This window comes from Rhizobium sp. WW22 (assembly GCF_047041135.1).
Taxonomy (GTDB): domain Bacteria; phylum Pseudomonadota; class Alphaproteobacteria; order Rhizobiales; family Rhizobiaceae; genus Rhizobium.
In genome coordinates, this window is the sequence record NZ_CP178198.1 from 2,521,856 (window position 1) to 2,537,705 (window position 15,850).

General features: G+C 56.0%; 23 protein-coding genes and 1 pseudogene. 14 read left to right on the forward strand and 10 right to left on the reverse strand.

Annotation, left to right across the window (positions count from 1 at the left end):
- Positions 1 to 49: 49 nt before the first annotated feature.
- Together ACK83U_RS12500 and ACK83U_RS12505 are read right to left on the reverse strand one after the other, a co-directional pair.
- The gene (locus tag ACK83U_RS12500; RefSeq protein ID WP_412474607.1) at positions 50 to 448 is read right to left on the reverse strand and encodes a hypothetical protein; all 399 of its coding nucleotides are present in this window, start codon (positions 446 to 448) and stop codon (positions 50 to 52) included.
- Positions 449 to 474: 26 nt separating this feature from the next.
- Positions 475 to 729 carry a hypothetical protein gene (locus ACK83U_RS12505; RefSeq protein WP_412474608.1) on the reverse strand — a complete coding sequence of 85 codons (255 nt, stop codon included), beginning with the start codon at positions 727 to 729 and terminating at the stop codon, positions 475 to 477.
- A gap of 518 nt (positions 730 to 1,247) precedes the next feature.
- Between ACK83U_RS12505 and ACK83U_RS12510 the strand changes: the two genes are divergently transcribed.
- Positions 1,248 to 1,463, forward strand: a complete 216-nt coding sequence (locus ACK83U_RS12510; RefSeq protein WP_112602792.1) for a hypothetical protein — start codon at positions 1,248 to 1,250, stop codon at positions 1,461 to 1,463.
- A gap of 183 nt (positions 1,464 to 1,646) precedes the next feature.
- Here the strand turns inward: ACK83U_RS12510 and ACK83U_RS12515 are convergent, their stop codons facing one another.
- Positions 1,647 to 2,261 (reverse strand): DUF6362 family protein, encoded by a 615-nt coding sequence (locus ACK83U_RS12515; RefSeq protein ID WP_112602794.1) that lies wholly within the window; start codon positions 2,259 to 2,261, stop codon positions 1,647 to 1,649.
- A complete protein-coding gene (locus ACK83U_RS12520) occupies positions 2,258 to 2,518 on the reverse strand; it encodes a hypothetical protein (RefSeq protein ID WP_412474609.1) in 261 nt (86 codons plus the stop codon). The genes ACK83U_RS12515 and ACK83U_RS12520 overlap by 4 nt, the downstream gene beginning before the upstream one ends.
- Before the next feature lie 248 nt (positions 2,519 to 2,766).
- Between ACK83U_RS12520 and ACK83U_RS12525 the strand changes: the two genes are divergently transcribed.
- Positions 2,767 to 3,537: a hypothetical protein gene (locus ACK83U_RS12525; RefSeq protein ID WP_112602798.1), complete on the forward strand. Its 771-nt coding sequence runs from the start codon at positions 2,767 to 2,769 to the stop codon at positions 3,535 to 3,537.
- A gap of 25 nt (positions 3,538 to 3,562) precedes the next feature.
- Here the strand turns inward: ACK83U_RS12525 and ACK83U_RS12530 are convergent, their stop codons facing one another.
- The 4 genes from ACK83U_RS12530 to ACK83U_RS12545 all read right to left on the reverse strand — a co-directional run bounded on the left by ACK83U_RS12530 (position 3,563) and on the right by ACK83U_RS12545 (position 6,224).
- Complete coding sequence (locus tag ACK83U_RS12530; RefSeq protein WP_412474610.1) at positions 3,563 to 4,459, reverse strand: ribonuclease H family protein; 897 nt, start codon at positions 4,457 to 4,459, stop codon at positions 3,563 to 3,565.
- Between the two features lie 214 nt (positions 4,460 to 4,673).
- Complete coding sequence (locus ACK83U_RS12535; protein WP_412474611.1) at positions 4,674 to 5,117, reverse strand: hypothetical protein; 444 nt, start codon at positions 5,115 to 5,117, stop codon at positions 4,674 to 4,676.
- A gap of 151 nt (positions 5,118 to 5,268) precedes the next feature.
- Positions 5,269 to 6,012, reverse strand: a complete 744-nt coding sequence (locus ACK83U_RS12540) for a hypothetical protein (RefSeq protein ID WP_112602800.1) — start codon at positions 6,010 to 6,012, stop codon at positions 5,269 to 5,271.
- Positions 6,009 to 6,224 (reverse strand): Cro/CI family transcriptional regulator, encoded by a 216-nt coding sequence (locus tag ACK83U_RS12545; protein ID WP_112602802.1) that lies wholly within the window; start codon positions 6,222 to 6,224, stop codon positions 6,009 to 6,011. The genes ACK83U_RS12540 and ACK83U_RS12545 overlap by 4 nt, the downstream gene beginning before the upstream one ends.
- A gap of 128 nt (positions 6,225 to 6,352) precedes the next feature.
- Here ACK83U_RS12545 and ACK83U_RS12550 point away from each other — a divergent pair, with 128 nt between their 5' ends.
- The 8 genes and pseudogenes from ACK83U_RS12550 (at position 6,353) to ACK83U_RS12585 (ending at position 10,471) form a co-directional block, all read left to right on the forward strand.
- On the forward strand, positions 6,353 to 7,039 hold the full coding sequence (locus ACK83U_RS12550; protein ID WP_112602804.1) for an XRE family transcriptional regulator: 687 nt from the start codon (positions 6,353 to 6,355) through the stop codon (positions 7,037 to 7,039).
- An 87-nt stretch (positions 7,040 to 7,126) separates the two neighbouring features.
- Positions 7,127 to 7,858, forward strand: coding sequence for a Rha family transcriptional regulator (locus tag ACK83U_RS12555; protein ID WP_112602806.1), 732 nt, complete (start codon positions 7,127 to 7,129; stop codon positions 7,856 to 7,858).
- 50 nt (positions 7,859 to 7,908) lie between these two features.
- On the forward strand, positions 7,909 to 8,187 hold the full coding sequence (locus tag ACK83U_RS12560; RefSeq protein WP_112602808.1) for a hypothetical protein: 279 nt from the start codon (positions 7,909 to 7,911) through the stop codon (positions 8,185 to 8,187).
- The gene (locus ACK83U_RS12565) at positions 8,184 to 8,639 is read left to right on the forward strand and encodes a hypothetical protein (protein WP_112602810.1); all 456 of its coding nucleotides are present in this window, start codon (positions 8,184 to 8,186) and stop codon (positions 8,637 to 8,639) included. Before ACK83U_RS12560 ends, ACK83U_RS12565 begins: the two co-directional genes overlap by 4 nt.
- Positions 8,636 to 8,878 (forward strand): hypothetical protein, encoded by a 243-nt coding sequence (locus ACK83U_RS12570; protein WP_112602811.1) that lies wholly within the window; start codon positions 8,636 to 8,638, stop codon positions 8,876 to 8,878. The genes ACK83U_RS12565 and ACK83U_RS12570 overlap by 4 nt, the downstream gene beginning before the upstream one ends.
- Entirely contained in the window at positions 8,878 to 9,219 is a 342-nt protein-coding gene (locus ACK83U_RS12575; RefSeq protein WP_112602813.1) for a hypothetical protein, read from the forward strand. Before ACK83U_RS12570 ends, ACK83U_RS12575 begins: the two co-directional genes overlap by 1 nt.
- A pseudogene (locus ACK83U_RS12580) lies at positions 9,216 to 9,353 on the forward strand (helix-turn-helix domain-containing protein); the annotation flags it as partial. The gene ACK83U_RS12575 and the pseudogene ACK83U_RS12580, both read left to right, overlap by 4 nt.
- Before the next feature lie 17 nt (positions 9,354 to 9,370).
- Complete coding sequence (locus ACK83U_RS12585; protein ID WP_112602815.1) at positions 9,371 to 10,471, forward strand: site-specific integrase; 1,101 nt, start codon at positions 9,371 to 9,373, stop codon at positions 10,469 to 10,471.
- A 302-nt stretch (positions 10,472 to 10,773) separates the two neighbouring features.
- Here the strand turns inward: ACK83U_RS12585 and ACK83U_RS12590 are convergent, their stop codons facing one another.
- The gene (locus ACK83U_RS12590) at positions 10,774 to 11,085 is read right to left on the reverse strand and encodes a hypothetical protein (protein WP_112400677.1); all 312 of its coding nucleotides are present in this window, start codon (positions 11,083 to 11,085) and stop codon (positions 10,774 to 10,776) included.
- Between the two features lie 214 nt (positions 11,086 to 11,299).
- Between ACK83U_RS12590 and ACK83U_RS12595 the strand changes: the two genes are divergently transcribed.
- Positions 11,300 to 11,545, forward strand: a complete 246-nt coding sequence (locus ACK83U_RS12595; protein WP_112335142.1) for a hypothetical protein — start codon at positions 11,300 to 11,302, stop codon at positions 11,543 to 11,545.
- A 177-nt stretch (positions 11,546 to 11,722) separates the two neighbouring features.
- Positions 11,723 to 12,199, forward strand: a complete 477-nt coding sequence (locus ACK83U_RS12600) for a hypothetical protein (protein ID WP_112335143.1) — start codon at positions 11,723 to 11,725, stop codon at positions 12,197 to 12,199.
- Positions 12,200 to 12,229: 30 nt separating this feature from the next.
- Here the strand turns inward: ACK83U_RS12600 and ACK83U_RS12605 are convergent, their stop codons facing one another.
- On the reverse strand, positions 12,230 to 12,481 hold the full coding sequence (locus ACK83U_RS12605; RefSeq protein ID WP_112335144.1) for a hypothetical protein: 252 nt from the start codon (positions 12,479 to 12,481) through the stop codon (positions 12,230 to 12,232).
- Positions 12,482 to 12,895: 414 nt separating this feature from the next.
- Between ACK83U_RS12605 and ACK83U_RS12610 the strand changes: the two genes are divergently transcribed.
- Both ACK83U_RS12610 and ACK83U_RS12615 read left to right on the forward strand, forming a co-directional pair.
- Positions 12,896 to 13,996, forward strand: a complete 1,101-nt coding sequence (locus ACK83U_RS12610) for a DUF475 domain-containing protein (protein ID WP_112602817.1) — start codon at positions 12,896 to 12,898, stop codon at positions 13,994 to 13,996.
- 288 nt (positions 13,997 to 14,284) lie between these two features.
- Positions 14,285 to 15,712 (forward strand): mannose-1-phosphate guanylyltransferase/mannose-6-phosphate isomerase, encoded by a 1,428-nt coding sequence (locus ACK83U_RS12615; RefSeq protein WP_112602819.1) that lies wholly within the window; start codon positions 14,285 to 14,287, stop codon positions 15,710 to 15,712.
- Positions 15,713 to 15,850 lie beyond the last annotated feature (138 nt).

Sequence of the window (15,850 nt, forward strand, 5' to 3'; positions counted from 1 at the left end):
AGTAGTTATGCCGATCGGGCTGCGAGACTATAATCTGGTTGAACCACAGCTACGCCGTTACCGCGTTCTCGCGAGCGACCTCCCCCATCGGGCCAGTATAGTGGCGAATAAAATCCCAGTCCGTCGGCTTGGTAGTGTTGTTCCAGACTGCCCCGAGGAGAAAGAGCTTACTCTTATATTCGGGACGACGGAGAAGATGGATAACGTGGCCGTTGTCGCCGCCCGGACGAGCCTGATCTTGGACGGGCACGGGATTTTCACGTTCAGCCAGGAGAGTTTCAAGGAAGCTTCGAGAGGTTTGCGTGCAGCCCCGCAATAATATCATTCCTGCATTCGGACGGAACGAATGGCCGAAAGCCAAAAACAAGTCGAAGTCACGATTAGACTCAAGCAGCTCATGAAATGGCGGACAACAACCCATTATCTCTGCGTCGGAGTCGATGATCATAACACCGTCGCAGGAATCGATGAGGCTTAGGGCCGCAACATGCTTTGACCAAGTCGGCAAAGCTCCGGCCAGAAGGCTTTGATGCACTTGATGGTATTCGTAACCGTGCTTGTCGCAGTAGACGCGGTGGCTATCGGTACATCCACCAAGGCATTGCGTTCGTAGTCGATATGAATGTTGATAACGACAAAACGCGAAGAGCCGGCTTTGGACCCACCTGAGGCTTTCGGGCCTGCTTTGAAATGCAATTTAGAAACGAACGACGACAGTTTATCGAACATTCGTCCGCTCAACATACGGCGTCGAAAAATTTCGCGATCGCATCGCCACCCACCACTTCCACTTCATCGTTTAGCTCACACGAGCACATTGCAACTTTTTATCGATTTTTGCCATTTTTGATAGGTGAATTCTGCTTCGCAGATGTCCGTTCACAACTCATGGCTTGAACGCCATGATCTCTATGTCACGCGCCTTCGGATTGAAGGGCGATACCGAGCGCACCATAATCGGCCCCGAAGGGTGGCAGTCTACGTGGGCTTTCCCCTGCCGTTTAACCGACTAGCCGGAGCAGTCATCATTCTGCGTTCCGGTTCTGCTGATGAATGCAGCCGCTCGGATTGGTGCCGGGAAGCGACGCCGTAGCGCCGGCGGATAGATGTCACCTCTTCCCGATCTCTTCGCCACCTGAAGCTGACATTAACGCTAACGTCAGGCTTTATTCATCCCTCTGGGTCTAGGGTCGAACCAACGTCACCCCTAGGACGTTGTACAAGAGCAAAATGTTCGGAGGAAATCCATGAACAAGTTCTTTATCGCTTCAGCAGTAGCCTTGGCCTCGCTCGTCGCCACGACCGCCCCGTCGCTGGCCGACGACGGGTATTACCACCACCATCGCCACTATGACCACGGCGATTGGGGTCATAACCGTCATCGCCACGACTGCTTTACAAAGCGAATGGTCGGTTGGCACCACGGCCATCGTGTCGTTACCGTAGAGCGTGTTTGCCGATAATTACTGTCAGCAATGGCCCGGTTCTCATCTACCGGGCCTTTGTTGCGGGAGCCTGGATTTACGTCCGCGCCGAACCGGGCTCTACATCAGCTATCATCCACACATAGCCCATCCGATGTTATTGACTTGCCGCGCCCGGTCACCGATGTTCGAATTCCCGCATGGGAAGGGTCGATTGCGGCACTACCTCTCGGCTCGCTCAAGGAGCTGCCTACGGCGTTCGTTTCGCCAATGAGCACGGGAAAGCACATCCGCCCTCACCTGCTCCTTCTGGCCGGCCACCTCATCATCGCGCCAGTTCGTCGCGCAATTCTTCGAAGCTACCGTTATTGACGTATCTTCTAAGCCAATTTGCGTCACGTCGTCAAAGGTCACTGTCAACCGGACGCGATGCTTTTGGTTGAGATTGTCTGCAATACGTTGACAATGCGAGGCTATCCGGCGCTCAAAAGTTCTTCGCGACATGTCGATTTTCTTCAGATAGGCATCGAAATAAACGCCTTTCCGGGTTTTGATGAACGCGTAATCGTACACGAGCTTGCGCTCTCCCTCGTTGAGATAGGCGTTGATCCAGTCCCAAGTCTGGTACATCCGACTGATGGCGCCAGCCGAGGGTATCCTTCTAACCGTCGTCTCGTTGTACCCGTAGCCCTCCATCATTTCGCGCACGATGTCCGACATGGCGCCAAGCCCCATCCGCGGCCCCAACGCTGCTGGTGAGGCTCTGAGGGTCAAAGCGCCCTCGATGATCTGCGCCCGTACGTGTTCGTAAGTCCATTCCGCGAAAACCATCGTCATGCTGCTTCTCCTCGATAAGGCCACAGGCCGAATTGCATCCTGAGGGCGATAAGGATCTCGTCACTTGTCGCCATTCCGTATTTCATGGCTTTGGCACCACGTCGGATGGCGCCAAGGTCGATTGCGTCGAAGTCAGCGACCAAAGATGGCCGGCGAACAAGTTCCGGATTGGCGATAAGAAGACGAGATACAGCTTTCAAAACATCGGCAAAGAGTTCGTCCGCATTGTGCTTGTTGCCAGTGACGAGCATCAGCACCAGGCGAAGGTGATCCTCCCCATAGCGACGGCCGATTTCTCGGAGTGTCGGCTTGCAATAACATTCCCGGCTTTTCCGGCTCGTTGGACTGTGGTTCTGCCAATCGCGGAGGATCACACCGCACTCTCGCGCGACTTTGTGCATGTTACACGGATAAGCTTCGCCTCGCCTCAAGCCACGCTCCATCTTGGTTGCAGAACGTTGTGACACTCAGGCAGCTTCCGAATCAGTAACCACAGGGCGAACGGATGCAGAGCAAAAAAGATCGAACCTACTGGACTGGCTGGTATTTCGCTTACACTCTTCTCGGATTGATGTTCATTGGAGCGGTTTACTACGGCCAGTTTGACAAGCTTTGTCCCGCCCCTCAGCCAAGTTGGCTGCCTTGGCCGCAACCTGAAGAGCACTGCTTTCGCGATTGGATTGCGGCACTTTCTGGATGGATTGGCTTCGCGGCAGCGGCAGTAGGCGCGTACTTTGTGTACCATCAACTCGACCAGCAAAGAAAACAAACGGCATTTATGATCGGAGACGGAGAACCCACGGTAGATCTGGTCTGTGCCCCGTTCGAAAATTTGTCCGCCGGCTTTCGAGTGGTGAACTGGAATCGCCGACACATCGTCATAGAGTCGATTAAGATCACTTCCCCGCAAATTGATGCGCGGCCACTCTTTCTTCGAAGGCTGCCGGGGCACGAAAGCGTTGGCGATGATGAAGACTTCAGGGAAAAATTCAACTTTAAGACTGGGGTAAAAGACGATTGGCGCTTTGTGCGTTTTCCCGACCTCAGGGGATGGGAAGACCATAGTGTAGCACCCAGTGCTGCAATGTTCTTCCTTGAATTTGACGGTAGCCTCGACCCTTCCGTCTTTGGAAGCGACGGAAAAGAGGACATGGAAGTCACGATTGTCATGTTCACCCCAGGTGACCGCGACAACGACTACATTGTGGTTGTTACTGGAGCACGAGGGAACATCGCTCCCAGAACCCCCGGCATGTTTTCTGAAGATGACGAATGAAATTAGCATCGAAAGCCGCTCCCACTCAAATCACGCTCATGATTTGCCGATATTCCGCATCGAGATAATCGTCTACCGGATCTGCAAGGCTTACAGCTTCCATCGCATCGCGCCGGCCAATTAAGGACAGCTCGTCGGCACGCTCGTTGCCTTCAATGCCGACATGCCCCTTAACCCAGGCGACCATCAGCGCAGAGCATTTGTTCAGCGCCTCGTCGATCGCCTGCCACAGAGCGAGGTTCTTGATCTCGCCATCGGCGTGCTTCGGCGAATTGGGCTTCCGCTTGCTCCATCCATTCCGCTTCCAGTTATGCCGCCACTCGTTGCAGCCTTTGACCACATACTGGCTGTCGCACCAGATCGTGGCCGGCTGATCCTTCAGGAAATGGTCGATGAGCCACTGGATCGCCCGCAGCATGCCAGTCAGTTCCATGACGTTGTTGGTCGTATCAGCAAGGCCACCGGAAAGAGCGGCTATTTCCCGGCCGTCCTTGTAGACGACAAAGCCCCAGCCGCCGCTTCCCGGGTTCGGCTCGCAAGCGCCGTCGCAGAAGATATGTACGCCAATGGACACATCCGGAATGTGGTTGATCTTTTCGGGCCTACGGCTATCAAGGACCTGCTTTGAGCGCTTTGCGGTGGACCGAGCCGGAACGGCCAATGATTCCTCCCTGTTGGCCGTTCCGTTATCCTTTGGCGCGCGGATCGACTTTCGCTCGGTATTTCCCGTCACCGCCTTCTGGATCAGAAACAGCGTCGACGTCATGTCCGCCCCTTTGGAGGGGAACTTGACGCGTGTGTCGAGCAACTGCTGGGCTATAAACGCCGCTTGGCGATCGGTTTTGAATGCCGTCACATCGGCGCCCATCTCACGCAGATAGTCTCGCAGCGGATGCAGGGATGGTGGAAAGATGTAGCTCATCGGCCGATCCCCCGTGCCTGATGGAAGCACTGATGGGGAAACTTCGCCGTCGAGAGGCGTGCGTCCGACGGCAATCTTTGGGGGCAACCGTCGGACGCTGCACTGACCGACCCGAGGGTGGCATTCAGGCCGGTAATTAGAATATTAGCATCTACCACAGGTTTAGTTGAGCTACCCGTATGGGCTGGGCGCGTGGCGGCGGTGACTGCATTGATCATTCTGCAGAGCCCTTGGATTCTGTGAAAAAGGACGGAAACAGCCGGCGGATCTTCTTTTCGGCGGCCGCGCGTTTGCGGTCGGTGAACTTCTCAATTCGGCGGTACATCTCTTTCTCGATTGCATCCCCGGCCTCCTCGCCTATCGCGAAGAACTTGTCGCGAAGAGCAATGGCGGTGTTCTTTGATCGACACGCAGCGATGACCTGGCATCGTGGAATCCTGCTGTGTTCGTACCGAACCGGTTCCGTCGCCGTGAAGGTCTTTGGCTTCACCGTTTCGACCTGAGCGACGAAGAAAATCTCCTCCTTGCGGTGGCTGTCCATCCAGTGCTTGACGGCATAGCTCTCAAGCAGATCGGGCATTTCGCGAACATAGGGACCGAACGGCTGCTGGAACGCCAGAACCCATTGGCCCGGCTTGATGTCGATGAAAGCTGTCATGCTACCCTCCGCTTGAGTGGAACTATCTCGCCGGCTTTCGGCGTGGGAGGCCATGGAGTTTCAGCCGCAATCTTGCTGATGATCGCGGGCATTACGTCAATAACGTTCGGGGGAAGCATCGAGGGATCACGGATGAACGGAGGTAGATTCGTCATGCCGCACTCCTCGCATCTGAAAGGATTCCTTCCAGGTCATAGGGCGAAAAATTACCGCCCATCAGAAGCCTTAGGCAGGCGTCGAGCTGATCTGCGGGAACCCCTTTGTCCATGAGGAGCGCGCGGCCCTCTGCTGCTGATGCGGGAACGGGGAAAGGCGTGAACATCGTCTCACGCGTATACGTACCCTCAGTAGAGTTTTCCTCGTCCAAAGCAGAATCAAAATCTCTGTTCTCTGCTCTCTGCTTCTCTGCTCTCTGTATAGGGGAAGCCTTCGCGTAAGCCTTACCGGAAGCCTTCGGAAAGGCCTGATGTACAGCCTCCTTGAAGCCTTTGCCTAAGCCTTCCGCATAGGCTACAGCCCTTTGAATTGTAAGGTTTTTTAGTTCGCATTCTGGAAGCATTTCCGCAGCATTAGCCCACGCCTTAACGACGTTCGGCGACTCCGGTTTATTGTATTTCAGGAAGTTCGGGAGGGCGATCAGATTGGCCTTCGGATCGTAATCCGCCATGCCTTTATCGATGATATCCCTCAAGGCTTCCCGAAAGCCTTCCCGGAAGGCTTCGCTACCCATGGCCAGTTCAGCAGCAAGCCCATCTGGCGTCGCTCGAACCGCGCCGAGAGATGTCATCATTGGATGTGTCAGGAGGTTGAACCAAGCAAGCTTGCCTTCGAGCGATAGCGACATGAAGCGCGCATCGTTCCAGACATGGACGTCGATCTTGCGATAGTGGCTCATGCAGGTGTTACCGGTGTCTGGATTGGCATTTCGATCGGGTAAATATCAGGGCGTAAAATACTCCGGTGCACTCCAGAGGCTCGCTCGACGGCGAGGACGCGGTTGACAGGAACATCTTTCCAAAGACTGACGGCTTGGGGGCTCACGCCCACGCGCCTAGCGAGTTCCTTGCTGGAACCCACCGCCTTAATTGCTCTTTCCTTTGGGGTCATTTGCTCTCAACTCCTTAACAAGGCCGAGGGCATATTAAAGCTCACTTTACCAGAAATCAATCTATCGCTTCATTGATTTAATCAACCGTGCCTTTATTCTGGACAGGTTACAGAAGTAAGGGGCTCAGATGTCTATCGGACAAGAACTCAAGGCTGCCAGGGTCGCTAAAAACTTGGGGCAGAAGGATGTGGCCGAAGCGCTGGGCGTAAGCGTACAGGCGGTAAGCCAGTGGGAAAGGAACAAAACTGTTCCGGGCGCTGTAAATTTGGTGCGGCTTTCGCAAATGTTAGATATTGCGCTAGACGACGACAAGATCGCCCTTGTCGATCTTGCAAGGTATCCTGACCCAGGGATGAGCGTTCCGATTATTTCGGATTTTCCGAGTATATTTTACGGAAAGCAATATGCTCAAAACGAAGGTTCACTGACCGACGACTATTTAGAGTGGGAAAATCCAAAAGGATCTGAGCGCGTAATAATTAACTGGAAGCCGAAGGGCAACGTGTTCGCGATGCGCCTCGGTGATAACAGCATGGAACCGCTATTTCAGCGAGGTGATATCCTCATTTTCGACGCGGGAGTGGAACCTAAACCCGGAGATTTTGTGTTAGCGCAGCATTATCCTAGCCAAACACTTTTCCGAAAATATCGCTTCAAAGGTGTCGCATCTATGAGCCTTATTATTGATCTAGTCCCTTTAAATGAGGATTATCCGACGCAGACGATAAAAACTGGCGATGAAAAGGCCACAACTGGAGAGATCACCGCCTGCTTGCGCGAATTCCGCCGAATTTTGAGCCCCGGCACAAAATAAAGCGTTCTTTAATTTTTTAGTGAAGCTGGATTGACAATAAATTAAAGCGGAGTTTAATCTTCACTCCATCAACCCGATGGAGTGCACATGAATCCGCTCATCCAAATAAATGCATCGGCCACTATGTCCAGCCGCGAAATTGCCGAGGTCGTTCAGAAACGCCACGACAATGTGAAGCGCACGATCGAAACGCTGGCCGATAAGGGCCTCGTTAGGTTTACTCAATTTGAGGAAACCTCCCATGAAGGTGCCGGCGCGCGCCCTGTTGAAGCTTACCTCGTCAACGAGCGTGACAGCTATGTCGTCGTTGCCCAGCTCTCCCCGGAATTCACCGCACGGCTGGTAGACTACTGGCAAGCCCACAAAAACCAGCCCGCGCAAATCCCGACGACAGCCGAAGCTTTCGCCCAAGCGTTCCGTATGCTTGCGGACGCCGAACAACGCGAGGCACGCCGTGACGAACGGCTGAAACTCATCGACGAAAAGGTCGAGCGGATCGAAAGCGCCCAGACGGTCATGAGCGCATGCCCCTCGAACGCTGAATCCATCACACACCTCCGCGAACGCATCGGGAAGATGTTCGGCCTGTCTGCCGCCACCGTCGATCAGGTTATGCGCCAGTCACCTTACACGCCCAAACCGGCCGGAGTCGTGCGAAACAATCACGTCGATGCGGATAACTCGACCTATGCCGTCTGGTGGAAGAAGGACGTTACGGCGCTCTTCAACCGTTTCGCCGACGAGTGCAAGCAGCTCAGCGGGCAGTTCTACACTCACCCCTTTGTAGCGAGCCGTTTCAAGATGGCCCTGAAAGACTGATGCAGCGCCGCGGCTGATCCACGGCAATTTTCTGACAATGGAGCAAGAAAATGACAAACCCGATCCCCGGGACCGGCGAAGCTATACCAAATTCGCTGGAGCCGACGACTGAAGAGAACAGAGATTCGCAAATTCTCATTCTCGATGCCCAGAACATCCTTTGTGAGATCAAATCCCTCAACCAGGCAATCTTCTTGGCGGCACATGGGCTAGGCCAGCGCGAGCATATTGATGCAATAGCGACGGTCGCCGATATCATTTGGAGAAAACTCAAAGAAGCCGACGAAATCCTCGATGCTGCCCGAGCAGCGCAGGAGGCTTCCCGATGAACCTCTCCCGTAGACAATCGCTCGGTTTCCTCGCTGGCTCGGTTATCTCAACCACCACCATTGCCGGCGCTCCACCTCTTGTAGCCGCCGCCTCAAAGATGACGGCGCAAGAACGCTTCGACTATCATCTGGCAGAGCTGCAGAAAGCTGCGGCCGAAATTGACCCGATGATAGGCCGTTGGCATGTCTCCGGACTTGCCGAAGGCGAGACAGGGGGATGTGCCCTGATCATCACGGCCTTTCGGGTGACCGGCCGATATCAAGGTGATGGTTTGTATGAGCGCGCCAAGCCGAACTGGAACGGGGCCTTTACGCGATACAACGTTCGCCTTCTCGATCATCGTATCGATGACGAACGGTTGTTCGAGGTGAGCTGCCCAGGCGAACGAATGCAGCTGATCGAGCCCAATCTCAACACGTTCATCGGCCGCAAGTTGGGAGAACTGCTATGACGCGGCCATACTCCCTTGACGATATCCAGAGCGACGTCACCCATCTCGCGCACCTGATCGACGAAACTATGTCGAAGCTGCTCGAAATTGACCAAATGTCCCTTGGGGAGGAAACGAAACACTATGTCGATCGCGCCTGCGCGTTTACCTGGGTAGCGCGCGATCTGGTCGAGCACATTCGGGACGGCTTTTCGCAGGCACTCCGCGACAGCGGCGCGGTCGTCGGGGAGGAAGCCTGATGGGCAAGATCAAAGATCCCGTGATCGAACTCCTCGACCGCTATCGCACGGCCGAAAAGGAATATAACGACTGCCCGGAGACAGACCGCCCGAAGCTGGACGCTCTCCGCGACGATCACACCGAGGCCATGGACGCGATCACCAGCTCGTCATTGGTGCCGCTGAGCCAAGACAGCGCATTGAAGGCAATCCGAGCCGCTCTTACCGAAGAGAAGCTGATGACCGATCAGCGCACGATCACCATAGCTCTTCTGGAAATCGGCCTCGCCTATTTCGATGATCCACAGGGTGTGGAAAACCGGCCTGTGAATAATGCGGATAACGGGGAGAAGCGCCCATGACCAAGCCCTTCACCCCGAAGAGCCTAGCCGACCATTGGGAATGCTCCGAACGTCATATCCGCAATCTCATTGCTTGCGGGGAGCTGCCGGCTTTTCGTCTTGGCGGGAAGCTCCTGAGGATCAAACCTGAAGACGTGGAGAACTTTGAAAAATGTCAGAGTGGAGACTTACGCGACTCCAAGGAGAGTTTTGCGTCACATGGGACGAGCCCGGCGGCATCCGCCGACGTTATCGCCTTGGCACCCGAGACCAGAAAGAGGCGTCCCGCCTCGCCGCGTCTCGATACGCGGAACTGACCCGGCCGAAGGGCACGACGGTAGAGGATCTGTGGAAAGCCTACGTCATCGCCAAGGAAGGGCGTGCCGTCGTCGGCACCATGAAATTCACATGGAAGGCCTTGAAGGACCGCTTCGGCAAAATGGAGGGAATGGCGATCACCATTCTCGATTGCCGCGCCCATACCGCTGAACGCCGAAAGGCTGGCATCCAGGACGGCACGATCCACACCGAGCTCGGCCACCTGCGCACGGTTCTGGTCTGGTCGGAGAAGAACGGCTTGATCGCGCGGGCGCCCCACATTGAGCGGCCGGCGAAGCCAGACCCGAAGGATGGCTATCTGAAGCGGGAGGAAGTCGGGAAGATGATTGAAGGGGCGAAGGTACCGCATATCCGCCTTGCGATCATGCTGATGATCGGAACAGGCGCCCGCAACGCTGCGGCACTGGAACTGACCTGGGACCGCGTGGACTTCGAGCGCCGGCTGATCAACCTGCGAAATCCGTTCGATCGGGCGCCACGGAAAGGTCGCGCCACCGTTCCGATGAACGAGACGTTGATGCGAGAGCTGAAGCTTGCCAAGCAGGCAGCGCTATCGCCTTATGTGATCGAATGGGCTGGTGTCCAGGTGAAGTCGATCAAGAAGGGGCTGAAGGCTGCGGCCAAGGCTGCCAAGATCGGTGACGTGTCGCCGCATATGCTCCGGCATTCGGCCGCCGTCTGGCTTGCCGAAGATGGTCATTCGATGACGAGGATCGCCCAGTTCCTCGGGCATTCGAACAGCCGGATCACGGAAAAGGTCTATGCGCGGTACAGCCCCGAACACCTTCGGGACCTTGCCGACACATTGGACCTGACTGCAAATAGTGGGAAGGGTGCATATCGAACCTCCGACCACTCTGTAACAGCCAAAAGGGATATTTCGATGAAAAACCCCAATGGTTTCAATGACAATGTATCGAGGATCGCTACGTAGTGCTCCTCAGGTTCGATGAACCTGAAAAGTGGAACGCAGTAGCAACATAGTGCCGAAAACGACGATTTACGAAGCGTAGAGTTCCCGCAATTCCGGGCATTCCGCTAGGGGGCAAAAAGTTGACATCGTAGGGGTCACAGGTTCAATCCCTGTCACGCCCACCATCCTAATTCGCTGAAAAGCAAGGCCTTTCGAGAAATCGAAAGGCCTTTTTCATTTCTTATCGGTTGACAGAGTCCGGTTATCCCCAAAGCGGATCAAGCCGAAAAATACCCCTCGACCTGAAGCGAATTGCAGCCCGGTCAGCGATCCAGGAAATGCCGCAAAACCGCCGTCGTCGGATAGGCGTAGACGCCACGATCGACAAAGCCGTGACGATAGAGGCAATTTCGCAGAGCCAGCCAGTAAGGGGTACTGTTGGGATCCGGAGAGCCACGGTGCCAGGAATAAGCCTCAGGCTCGCAGCGATCGAGAACCCTCTCATATGTCGCCAGCACCACCGGATCACTATCGGCACGAATGCCGCCATAGTAGGTCTGGTAATTCGAAGGCGCCTCGCCGGCAGAGACGCATGCCAGGCTCAAAATCGCTCCCAACGCTAACATCATTCTCATGTGCTTCGATCTCCAACTAGCCGCGTCCCGAAAAATTCGAGCGCAGGTCGAGAATAGTAGTCTTTTGGAAGATAGCCAATCACATGCTGATGTTCGCGGCGATTGCGGGGGCGAACGGAGCCTGCGACACAAGTTCCCGCTACAAGCCGCTTGACTTCCGGCCGCGCCGTCATCCTACTGTCATATCAGCGCATCGATCATACGGGAGGATGAGATGACGGTGATGAAGCGGCAGTTCTACAAGAACCACAAGCCCAATGGCGATGAGTACATGTTCCATCTCGCCCGCGACACCGAGAGCGGTGAGGTCTACGTCATCCGCCAGGCGGATTATGTCGTCGATGGCGGCAGCGAGAAAACCATGACCCTCTATGAATTCCTGGCCGGAGGCGGCGATCGCCAGAATGCCCTGCTGCAGTTGATCGGCGAGCTTGTTCCGGAATCCGCACAACAACACTGAAACGCGTCGCCTAACCGCCGCGGTGACTTTACGACAATGGCATTCCTGCCATCGGACCCCGACGTGCCCGGCCTTGGATCCGGGCGCCGTCTGTTGGCTTTGGACTTGTGCACCGCTTCGGGTTGACTGCCACATTTTGATCAGCGAATCTGCATGGGCTTGAAAGGAGCCTCTCTTATGCGATTCGCAGGCATTGCTTTTGGATTGACGGCGCTGGTCGCCACACAGACCGCAGCTGCTACCGTCGAGAATTTTCCGGCACAGGGCGCCACCGTGGTCAGCGGAAAATGTTCCAAGCTCGTGGTCGGCAAACTCGATGCCTCCAAGGGATGCAAGGCAGAACTCGCCAGCGTCACCGCACCTGACGGCTCCGTGACTTTCATTTTCACATCCGGCGGCAAAATGCTCGGCTTCCGTGGCAATGGAAAAGGCATCAAGCCCGGCAACCAGAAAGGCACCGCACAATTGCCGATCGACGTTATCGCGACGGGTGCCGGCAACGATATGTCAAATCAAGTCCCAGCAAAGGGCGCCTGCACCTTCGCAAATCCTTACGCTGGCAAGCCGGTCGCCATCGAATGTACGGCCAAATCGCCGGAAATGAGCTTCAACGGCAGCTTTACATCCGATGGCAAAGCGCCTCGCCACAAGTAGCCATCATCATCGCGCCGCCGTCATCTTGTGTTAGTGCGGCAGCGCATTTTTCTGTTTTCTGCCATGATTTGCATCGCCTGGCGCTTCCCGGGATAGGTCCGAACCGTTGACGTGGGCGGGAACGTGCACGTCCTCATGGGTTACAGGATGCAGTGTCAGATCCACTTGATGAGGCGGCAAGACCTGGGCTTGGCGAAGCGTATTCGGCCTTGCCTTTTTCTGCCGTTCCGTCAGCTCCGGTTTTGACGCCTCCGGCGCGCGGTGAATGGGTGCTGGACTCATCGGAGTTCCTCCTGTTGAACGCTGTTGTTAGGGGTAAAGACCCCGCCGCGGCGGCGGATGGTCACAAAGACACCCGAAAGCCAAACGCAGCCTTTTCCGTTTGGTTCCCCGAATTTCTCAATTATCGAGGGCAAGGACAGCCATCATCATTTCAACTCTTGACCTGCATCCTAACTTCACTAACTATGGAGCATCTCCGCGCCTTCCTGACATCGGCAGCGGATTGAACTTTGGTGCCGGGCCCCTCTGGCGAGAGTTTTCACGGCGCTCTCGCGATGTCGGTACCGCCTGCAGATGAGCCGGCGGATTTCTTTCCATGATGAGCTTGACCATGCCTGACCCGCATGCCGTCTTCGGTATGCGGCTATGCGCGCAATCCGGGTATATCCACTCCATTTCCAGCGAGGCGCATCCATGAAATCGCCCGCCGCCTCAAAATCCGTTCTCGGTTATTTCGGCTGGGCCTTTGCCGTAACCGTCGGCGGCCTTACGCTCGGTGCGCTGTTGGGTTGGAACACCACCGGCACCTTCAGCGGCCTTGCCACAGCCTTCTTTATCTGTGCCGTCTTGGCTGTGCTGGAAGTCTCGCTTTCCTTCGACAATGCCATCGTCAATGCCAACAAGCTGAAGGAGATGACGCCGGTCTGGCAGCATCGCTTTCTGACCTGGGGCATCATCATCGCCGTCTTCGGCATGCGGATCGTCTTTCCGCTTATGATCGTCGCCATCGCCGCCTGGATCAACCCGTGGGAAGCGCTGAAACTCGCCGCCGCGAAGCCCGAGCAATATGCCGAGATCATGCAGGCAGCGCATCTGCCGATCGCCGCCTTCGGCGGCACCTTTCTGATGATGGTAGGCCTCACCTACTTCTTCAACCATGAAAAGGACGTGCACTGGATAGGCTTCATCGAGAAGCGGATGGCGCATTTTGCGACCGTCAAGGGCGTCGAAATCGCCTTTGTGCTGGTCCTGGTCCTCATCTTCACCTCAGTGCTCGACGGTGATGACGCGACGACCTTCCTGCATGCCGCGATCTATGGCCTCCTGACCTTCCTGCTCGTCGAGGTTCTGGCCGGCTTTCTGGACGCCTCGCAGCGAACGATGAGCGCTGCGGCGAAGGGCGGCTTCGGCGCTTTCCTCTATCTGGAAATCCTCGATGCCAGCTTCTCCTTTGACGGCGTCATCGGCGCCTTCGCCCTCACCCAAAACCTATTCATCATCGCCATCGGCCTGGGCATCGGCGCCATGTATGTCCGCTCCATGACGATCATGCTGGTGGAAAAGGGCACGCTCGCCCACTACCGCTACCTCGAACACGGTGCTTTCTACGCCATATTGATCCTCTCGGTGATCATGTACGTGCAGACGCTGATGCATATCCCCGAAGTCATCACCGGCCTTGGCGGCGCGGCCCTGATCGGCATCTCGCTTTGGTCTTCGATCCGGTACAACAGACGCAACGGCCCCGACCACGCGCCGGCGCAGGATGAGCGGCAAGACAGAGCGGAAGCTTGATCTCTGTAGCATTGAAACTATTACTTAGAGGCAATGCTATTTTAATCTGTAGCTAAGGCAGTCTTTCTACGGCTTCTGCTTTTTTTAAACAGAATCGCGCATGCGACACACTTTCAGTGGATCTTGTGGACTAAAGTTGTCGAATGTTTAGGATCTCGACGTATTAGAGCTAGCGCTTTAAGAAAAAACATCGCAATGGCGATGGAAATTGTCGAAGGAGCATGGTCGGCGCACAATGGTTGTGCGTCGTCAGACGGCTTCAATTGAGATGGCCAGGAGAGGCAGAGCATGGCGGCAAAAATCGTCCCGGTGATCATGGCAGGCGGTAAGGGTACACGGCTGTGGCCGCTATCGCGCGCTTCCGCCCCGAAACAATTCATCCAGTTCATCGGCGACAGGACGCTGTTTCAGAACACTTTGGAGCGGGTGGCCGACCCCGAGCTCTATGAAGCTGCGATCGTTCTCACCAATGAGGAATTCCGCTTCCTGGTCGCAGAACAGGCCCGCGAACTCGACCTGAAACTGGCAGCGGTGCTGCTGGAGCCGGTGGCCCGCAACACGGCTGCCGCCGTTGCCGCCGCCGCCGCGCTGGTCACCGAGCTTTTCGGCAAGGACGCCATCATGCACGTCCTCGGCTCCGATTACGAGATCGACGCCAACGCGACCTATTATGATTGCGTACGCCTGGCACGCGATACGGCACTGCAGGGCAAGCTCGTCACCTTCGGCATCAAGCCGACGGAACCGGCGACCGGCTATGGCTATATCGAAAGCGGCAAGGCGCTCGCGACCGGTGCACATGCCGTCAAGCGTTTCGTTGAGAAGCCCGTCCTGGAAAAGGCAAAGGAGATGGTGGCAAGCGACAGCTTCTACTGGAACTCCGGCATGTTCATGTTCTCGGCCGCCCAGCTTCTCGCCGAGATGAAGGAATTTGCGCCCGACGTCGAAAAGGCTGCCAGCAAGGCCATCTCCAAATCGACGCGCGACCTCGATTTCACCCGCCTGGACGCCGATAATTTCGCAAAAAGCCCGGACATCTCCATCGACTACGCGCTGATGGAAAAGACGGCCAATGCCGCAGTCGTTCCCTCGCCCTTCACCTGGTCCGATCTCGGCAGCTGGGATGCGGTGTGGAAAGTCGGCAGCCGTGACGAAAGCGGCAACGTGTCGACGGGTGCCACGACGCTGGTCAACACGAAGAATTCGCTCGTCATGTCGCATAGCCTGCACGTCGCCGTGCAGGGCCTTGAGGACGTCGCCGTCATCGCCAGCGAAGACGCCGTCTATGTCGGCCATCTTAAGGACAGCCAGGACGTCGGCAAGCTCGTTAAGCTGCTCGCAAGCGAGAAGAAGACGGCGAAGCTCACCGAAACGCATCCGACCTCCTACCGCCCCTGGGGCGGCTATACCTCGGTGCTGAATGGCGAGCGCTTCCAGGTGAAGCGCATCTTCGTGCTGCCGGGCAAGAAGCTGTCGCTACAGAAGCATCACCACCGCTCCGAGCATTGGATCGTCGTCAAGGGTACGGCCGAAGTAACGGTCGGCGAAAACGTACAGATGCTGCGCGAAAACGAATCGATCTATATCCCGCTCGGCGAAGTGCACCGCCTTGCCAACCCAGGCAAGATCCTGCTGGAGCTCATCGAAGTACAAACCGGCTCCTATCTCGGCGAAGACGACATCATCCGCCTCGTCGACGAGTTCGGCAGAAGCTGAGATCTTCGACGGTATCGATTACAAAGCGGCGGGCGAAAGCTCGCCGCTTTTGTTGGCGTGCCACAGCAGGACTTTCCGAAGTGCCTGGAGACACCTTGCTTTCTTTCGCTGCATTGCACACACTGCCTATGGGAACAG